Origin of the sequence: Citrobacter sp. wls826, assembly GCF_005281245.1 — a bacterium.
In the GTDB taxonomy this organism is placed as follows: domain Bacteria; phylum Pseudomonadota; class Gammaproteobacteria; order Enterobacterales; family Enterobacteriaceae; genus Citrobacter; species Citrobacter braakii.
In genome coordinates this window covers 1-6278 of record NZ_SZWS01000041.1, presented here as the reverse complement: position 1 = coordinate 6278, position 6278 = coordinate 1, and the positions used below count along the sequence as shown (strand labels likewise).

Sequence of the window (6278 nt, the reverse complement as noted above, 5' to 3'; positions counted from 1 at the left end):
CCGCTGCCGGGCCACCAATGCTACCTAAATAGAAGCCGCCGTGTTTATGGCAGGCGTCTGTCACCTGCTGGCTACGGTTACCTTTTGCCAGCATGATCATGCTGCCGCCGTGAGACTGTAACAGGTCAACATAGGAGTCCATACGACCCGCAGTGGTTGGCCCTAAAGAGCCGGACGGATAACCCGCAGGTGTTTTGGCCGGGCCCGCGTAGTAGATAGGGTGATCTTTCACGTACTGCGGCAGACCTTCGCCGGACTCAATACGTTCTTTTAGCTTCGCGTGGGCAATATCGCGGCCGACAATGATGGTGCCGCTCAGCGACAGACGGGTAGAAACCGGATACTGAGAAAGCTGAGCGAGGATCTCTTTCATTGGGCGGTTAAGGTCAACTTTAACCACTTCACCTTCGCCTGCCTGGCGCAGCGACTCCGGAATGTACTGGGCTGGGTTATGTTCCAGTTTTTCGATCCAGATCCCTTCGCGGTTAATCTTGGCCTTGATGTTACGGTCTGCGGAGCAAGACACACCCATACCAACCGGGCAGGATGCGCCGTGGCGAGGCAGGCGGATCACGCGGATATCGTGCGCGAAGTATTTCCCGCCAAACTGGGCGCCGAGGCCGAGTTTCTGCGCTTCTTCCAGCAGTTCCTGTTCCAGTTGCAGATCGCGGAACGCCTGGCCGTGCGCATTACCTTCAGTCGGCAGTGCGTCATAGTAGTGTGTGCTGGCCAGCTTCACCGTTTTCAGGGTGCTTTCCGCTGACGTGCCGCCAATGACGAATGCAATGTGGTACGGCGGGCATGCTGCGGTACCCAGCGTGCGCATTTTCTCTACCAGGAAGTTTTTCAGTTTGCCGGGCGTCAGCAGCGCTTTGGTTTCCTGATACAGATAGGTTTTGTTCGCTGAACCGCCGCCTTTGGCCACGCACAGGAATTTGTATTCGTCACCGTCCACGCTGTACAGGTCGATTTGTGCGGGCAGGTTGGTGCCGGTATTCACTTCTTTGTACATATCCAGCGCCGCGTTTTGCGAGTAGCGCAGGTTATCTTCAATATAGGTATTAAATACGCCCTTGGAGAGTGCCGCTTCGTCGCCGCCACCGGTCCAGACGCGCTGACCTTTTTTACCCATGATAATTGCCGTACCGGTGTCCTGGCAGGTTGGCAATACGCCTTTAGCCGCGATTTCGGAGTTTCTCAGGAACTGCAGCGCTACGTATTTATCGTTTTCGCTGGCTTCGGGATCATGGAGAATTGAGGCGACTTGCTGTTGGTGTTCAGGGCGGAGCATGAAGGAGGCATCGTGGAAGGCTTGTTGGGCCAGTAGCGTAAGTGCTTCAGGGGCTACTTTCAGGATTGTTTCGCCTTCAAACTCGCCGACGCTGACGTGATCGGAGGTCAGCAGGTAGTACTCAGTTTTGTCTTCCCCCAGTGGGAAAGCCGCCTGATAAGTGAATTCAACTTTTGACATTTGCTTCCAGCCTTTTCATTTTTCTCAGGAATTTTAAAATTCTCTGTGTCTTGACGGTGGCGTGCCGTACCAAAGCGGACAGCACGCGCACTGTAATTACAGGAAACCGTACATTGCGGCGAAGATCCAACCAAAGACACAGGATACGCTCACGCCGATCAACCAAGGTAGAATGAAGCTGTGGTTGATAACGAAACGGCCAATGTGGGTGGTGCCGGAACGGTCAAACTGAATAGCCGCCAGATCGCTCGGGTAAGTCGGCAGAATGTAGTAACCGTAACATGCCGGAGCGGAAGCAACGATGTACGCTGGATCAACCCCAATTGCCAGTGCGACCGGAACAATCGCCGCCAGCGCCGCAGCCTGGGAGTTTACAAATTTGGAAACCAACAGCAGAACAATTGCATAGGCCCACGGATACTCTTTCACCATATTGCCCAGCACACCTTCGATTTCCGTCATGTGCGCGCCGAACATTGTTTCGGCCATCCAGGCAATACCGTACACCGCCACAATCGCGATCATACCGGAACGGAAGACTTCGTTTTTAGATATTGAAGCGGGATTGGTCTTCGTCAGGATAATAATCAGCGCACCGGTCAGCAGCATGAACATCTGGATAACCAGTACCATTGACAGCGGTTTGCCGCTGAAGGTAGGGCGCAGCTCAGAGAACGCGCCGAGCACGGCAACAACGGCGATAGCGGCAAGGAAGATCCACATGGCCAGCCAGTTGCTTTTTGGCAGCTTTTTGTCTAACAGTGTGGCGGTATCGCCATAAACGTAGTTGTGGTTTTCAGGGACGGAAATAAACTTCTGGAATTCTTCATCTTTATCCAGATCTTTACCGCGGAACCAACTGAAGATACCGATCGCCAGGATACCCAACAGGGTAGACGGGATAGTGATGCTGAGCAGGTCGAGGAATTCAAGATGCTTGCCTTCAAACGTTACGTTACCCAGCATTGCGACCAGTGATACAACGGCCACGGACACCGGGCTGGCGATAATCCCCATCTGCGCACCGATAGAACTCGCCGCCATCGGACGTTCCGGGCGAATATTGTTCTTAATAGCAACGTCATAAATGATTGGCAGGATGGTGTAGACCACGTGGCCTGTACCGCAGAGAATCGTCAGGGTGCAGGTAACGAACGGGGCGACGATGGAAACGTATTTTGGGTTACGGCGCAGCAGCTTTTCAGCGATTTGCAGCATAACGTCAAGGCCGCCGGAGGCTTGCAAGGTTGCCGATGCGGCCACCACGGCAATAATAACCAGCATTACATCTACAGGTGGTTTACCCGGCTGGAGATGGAAAACGAAAACCAGAATGACCAGGCCGATACCGCCTAATAAACCCAGCGCGATACCGCCCTTTCTGGCACCATAAAACAAACATATTAATATTATAAGAAGTTGTATACTAAATAACATTTTATTTACCCTCGCGAAAAAACCAGTCAATTTTTTGAAAAATGGATCTGTGCCACATTCTTTTTTGCCGGAATAGGCATCAAAAAATGGTCAGTATTCGATATGTCCGTATTTGCGATTAATGTTCAAATGTCTTGCTAGAATGTTTTTTTAACGTTATGGCGATATTTAGCTTTTTTCTGTGGCTTTGATCAGAGGAGAGAATCCTCAGGCGATGGGAAGCAGAGCTGGACATGGAGAGCTGCGGTTGACGCTGTAATTTATCTGTTTTGCGTTTTCCGCTATTTCGTGAACCACCGACAGAATGGGTGAGTAGGTTATTTGTGTGATCACGCTCACGCCATTTCATAATGTGATGAGGTTGGCGTGCGGATACTTTTATTTGCTCACAAAAATGTACGGTGTCCATGGTACGTAGCATGGTCTCCATTGCTACCAGTCTAGATTTTGTATGTCTGGTTAATTTCAGACTAATCCTTTATGGGTAAAAATACACACTCTGCGAGCTAGATAATACTTAATTAACTTTTGTTAGCGATTTTGAAATTAAAAACAGTGTGACGTTAATCAATATTAAAATAATACATTTAACATGCCGGATACAAATATATTTGATCTAACGCAAATTTATAATTCTGCAGCATGATTCAGAAAAGTAGGGATTTTTCATTATTTTAATAATTGTTACTTTCAAATAACAAATAATCCCAAATTGTTTTTATTGGCAATATTGTTTTAGTAATGAGTAATGTTCAGCCTGAACGCGGTAACGATAAACCGGTCTACCGGTTACGCCATAATGGATGCTGGTAAATAGGATGTGACAATTGACGAGCCAGATAAGATATTTACGGCAAGAAACGCGCGAGATATTGACCTCGTTGGCCAGTTCATCGGTGGAGAATTCCTGATCCTGATGCTCATCAATCCACTGGCACAGCGTGCGTAACGTTTGTGGCGTTAATCCTTTAGGTAAGCGCCGCGCTTCTTGTTCATTGGAGGAGCTGCCGTGAATCAACTGGTCAAGCTCAGACTGTTCATAGTACTGATGCTTTTCCATCTCGGTTTTCTTTTGTAGCCAGCCGGTCAGCGCCTCTTCAAAACGGGATGCCTGGAACGGTTTGATCAGGTAGTCAACGACACCATAGTGGAGAGAGTCTTTGATGGTGGTCGCGTCAGCGGCGGAAGAGATGACAATAACATCACACTTGCAACCTTCGCTGTGCAATACAGGCAACAGATCCAGACCGTTTTCTTTTTGCATATAAATATCAAGCAAAATCAAATCGATATGATTACCGCTATGAAAGATTATCTCTTTTGCTTTCTCCAGCGTGGAGGCTGTGCCGCAGCAATGAAAACCGGAGAGTTGCGCGACATAACGGCGGTTTAATTCCGCTACCATTGCATCGTCATCGACAATTAAGACATTGATCATCTGCTGGCCCTCTCACCATTCCACGGTAACTGTACAAAAAATTGGGTGAAGATCCCAGGTTCTGACTCGACGGAAATATTGCCGCCAACGTTTTCAACCTGTTGTTTAACAAGCGCTAAACCAACGCCCCGTTCGGTTCCTTTTGACGAAACGCCCTTCTCAAAGATGTGCTCAATGTGTTCGGGGGCAATCCCCGGACCATCGTCATTCACTTCGCAATGCAACCAGCCGTGTCGATAATGCAAGGATACGCTGATCTCGCCACCAGGTTCTTGACCTAGCGCCTCCAGGGCGTTTTCAATTAAATTCCCCAGAACGGTAATCAGCACAGCCACCTGATCTTCGTTGCTGTTTTCCGGTAACTGGCTTTCATTGCTGATCACCAGGCTATGGCCTAAATCAGATGTGCGATTAATCTTACTGAGTAAAAATCCTGCGATCACCGGGGATTTTATTTTTCCTAACAGTGAGCCAATCTCTTCCTGATAACTGTTTGCGGTCTTCAGGATGTAATTTTCAAGCTGCTTATAACTTTTCAGATGCAATAATCCCAGAATCACGTGCAATTTATTCATGAATTCGTGGGATCGTTCACGAAGTGCGTCGGCATAGTTGACCATGCCGTCCAGTCGTTGCATTAATTTTCGGACTTCAGTCTTATCTCTGAATGTTGAAATGGCCCCGATGATTTTACCGTTGCTGAGTACCGGAACCGTGTTAATTAAGAGTAGCCGATCCTTCACCATGATCTCTTCATCGCGACGCGGCGTTCCGTCATGCAGTACCTGTGAAAAATCGACCACTTTTGACCATGCGTGGCTGAGCGTGGAGAGCTGGGCATCGTCATGCGATTTGTGGTAATCCAGCAGCTCTTGTGCCGCCTGGTTTATCAGCGTCACTTCACCGCACTCGTCAACGGCAATGACGCCTTCCTTTATAGAGTGCAGCATCGCCTGGCGTTGTTCGAACAGATTGGAGATTTCATACGGCTCCAGACCAAACAGAATACGCTTGAGGACTTTGACAAATACCCATGTGCCGAGCAGCCCAACCAGCACGCCAAATAAGATGGACCAAAAGATGCTGCCACGGCTGTTATTGATCTGCTCAGTCACCCTGCTTAGCTCAAGGCCGATCGACACGACGCCTATCTGCCGGTGATGCTCGTCATAAATAGGGGTAAATACGCGCAGGGCTTGCGCCAGAAATCCGCGATTAATGGCGACATTCTCTTTCCCTTGCAGGGCCAGCAAAATGTCATCGCCTTTAAACGGCTGACCGATTCGCTGCGCTTCGGGATGGGAGTAACGAATGCTTTGCATATCGGTGACGACGATGAATAAAAAATCGTTGCTCTTATTCACCGCCTGGGCAATCGCCTGAATACCGCTTTCCTCGGGCTTTTTCATTAGCCCCTGGCGGATCTCCGGGGAGTTTGCCAGCGTTCGTGCGACCGCAAGCGCTTTACCCGCTAATGCATCGCGCGTCATGTTGCTGATTTGCGAGAAATAAATCAGATGAACGACAAGCAGTACGGAGAAGAGTACCGCACTGACCATGAGGATCACGGTAGTGCCGAGCTTCATCGGGCGTTTGCGTATAGCAGTACGTTGCAGAGAGTGTCTCATCACGGTCCTGGAATCACGGTTTGTATGGGTATTATCGCCTGATGGGATGCGTAATTCAAAGGTGGTAGGGATGATGGGGCATGGGCTGCCTGGGCTTTTCTTCTATATATAACGTGGAGCGAGTCTCTTTTTATATAGAGATTTCCTTATCTGCTTTCACTTCTTTCAGGGAGGCTGACCACTATTTTGCTTACGATTGTGGATAACTCTGTGTGTAAATGGGTATAAGGCGGGGTTTTGCTGTGGAATACAGCGGTCAGTCATTTTTCTGCAATTTAAGGGTTGCGGGCCGCAGGAAACTCCC

General features: G+C 49.2%; 5 protein-coding genes. All 5 read right to left on the bottom strand.

From position 1 onward, the window contains the following. Positions 1-1471: fumarate hydratase (locus tag FDW87_RS09010; RefSeq protein ID WP_252363085.1), on the bottom strand; the 1471-nt coding region annotated here is incomplete at its 3' end. Between the two features lie 96 nt (positions 1472-1567). Then, positions 1568-2908, bottom strand: a complete 1341-nt coding sequence (gene dcuB, locus FDW87_RS09005) for an anaerobic C4-dicarboxylate transporter DcuB (RefSeq protein WP_137379672.1) — start codon at positions 2906-2908, stop codon at positions 1568-1570. 118 nt (positions 2909-3026) lie between these two features. Beyond that, positions 3027-3329, bottom strand: coding sequence for a hypothetical protein (locus FDW87_RS09000; protein ID WP_131341598.1), 303 nt, complete (start codon positions 3327-3329; stop codon positions 3027-3029). A 297-nt stretch (positions 3330-3626) separates the two neighbouring features. Beyond that, the gene (gene dcuR / locus FDW87_RS08995; RefSeq protein ID WP_016155419.1) at positions 3627-4346 is read right to left on the bottom strand and encodes a two-component system response regulator DcuR; all 720 of its coding nucleotides are present in this window, start codon (positions 4344-4346) and stop codon (positions 3627-3629) included. Beyond that, on the bottom strand, positions 4343-5974 hold the full coding sequence (locus tag FDW87_RS08990; protein WP_137379671.1) for a sensor histidine kinase: 1632 nt from the start codon (positions 5972-5974) through the stop codon (positions 4343-4345). Before FDW87_RS08990 ends, dcuR begins: the two co-directional genes overlap by 4 nt. Between the last annotated feature and the right edge of the window lie 304 nt (positions 5975-6278).

What these genes read in the sequence shown, in the direction of transcription:
- dcuB (WP_137379672.1), bottom strand. Translation starts at nt 2,908, where the DNA reads ATGTTATTTAGTATACAACTTCTTATAATATTAATATGTTTGTTTTAT.
- FDW87_RS09000 (WP_131341598.1), bottom strand. Translation starts at nt 3,329, where the DNA reads ATGCTACGTACCATGGACACCGTACATTTTTGTGAGCAAATAAAAGTA.
- dcuR (WP_016155419.1), bottom strand. Translation starts at nt 4,346, where the DNA reads ATGATCAATGTCTTAATTGTCGATGACGATGCAATGGTAGCGGAATTA.
- FDW87_RS08990 (WP_137379671.1), bottom strand. Translation starts at nt 5,974, where the DNA reads ATGAGACACTCTCTGCAACGTACTGCTATACGCAAACGCCCGATGAAG.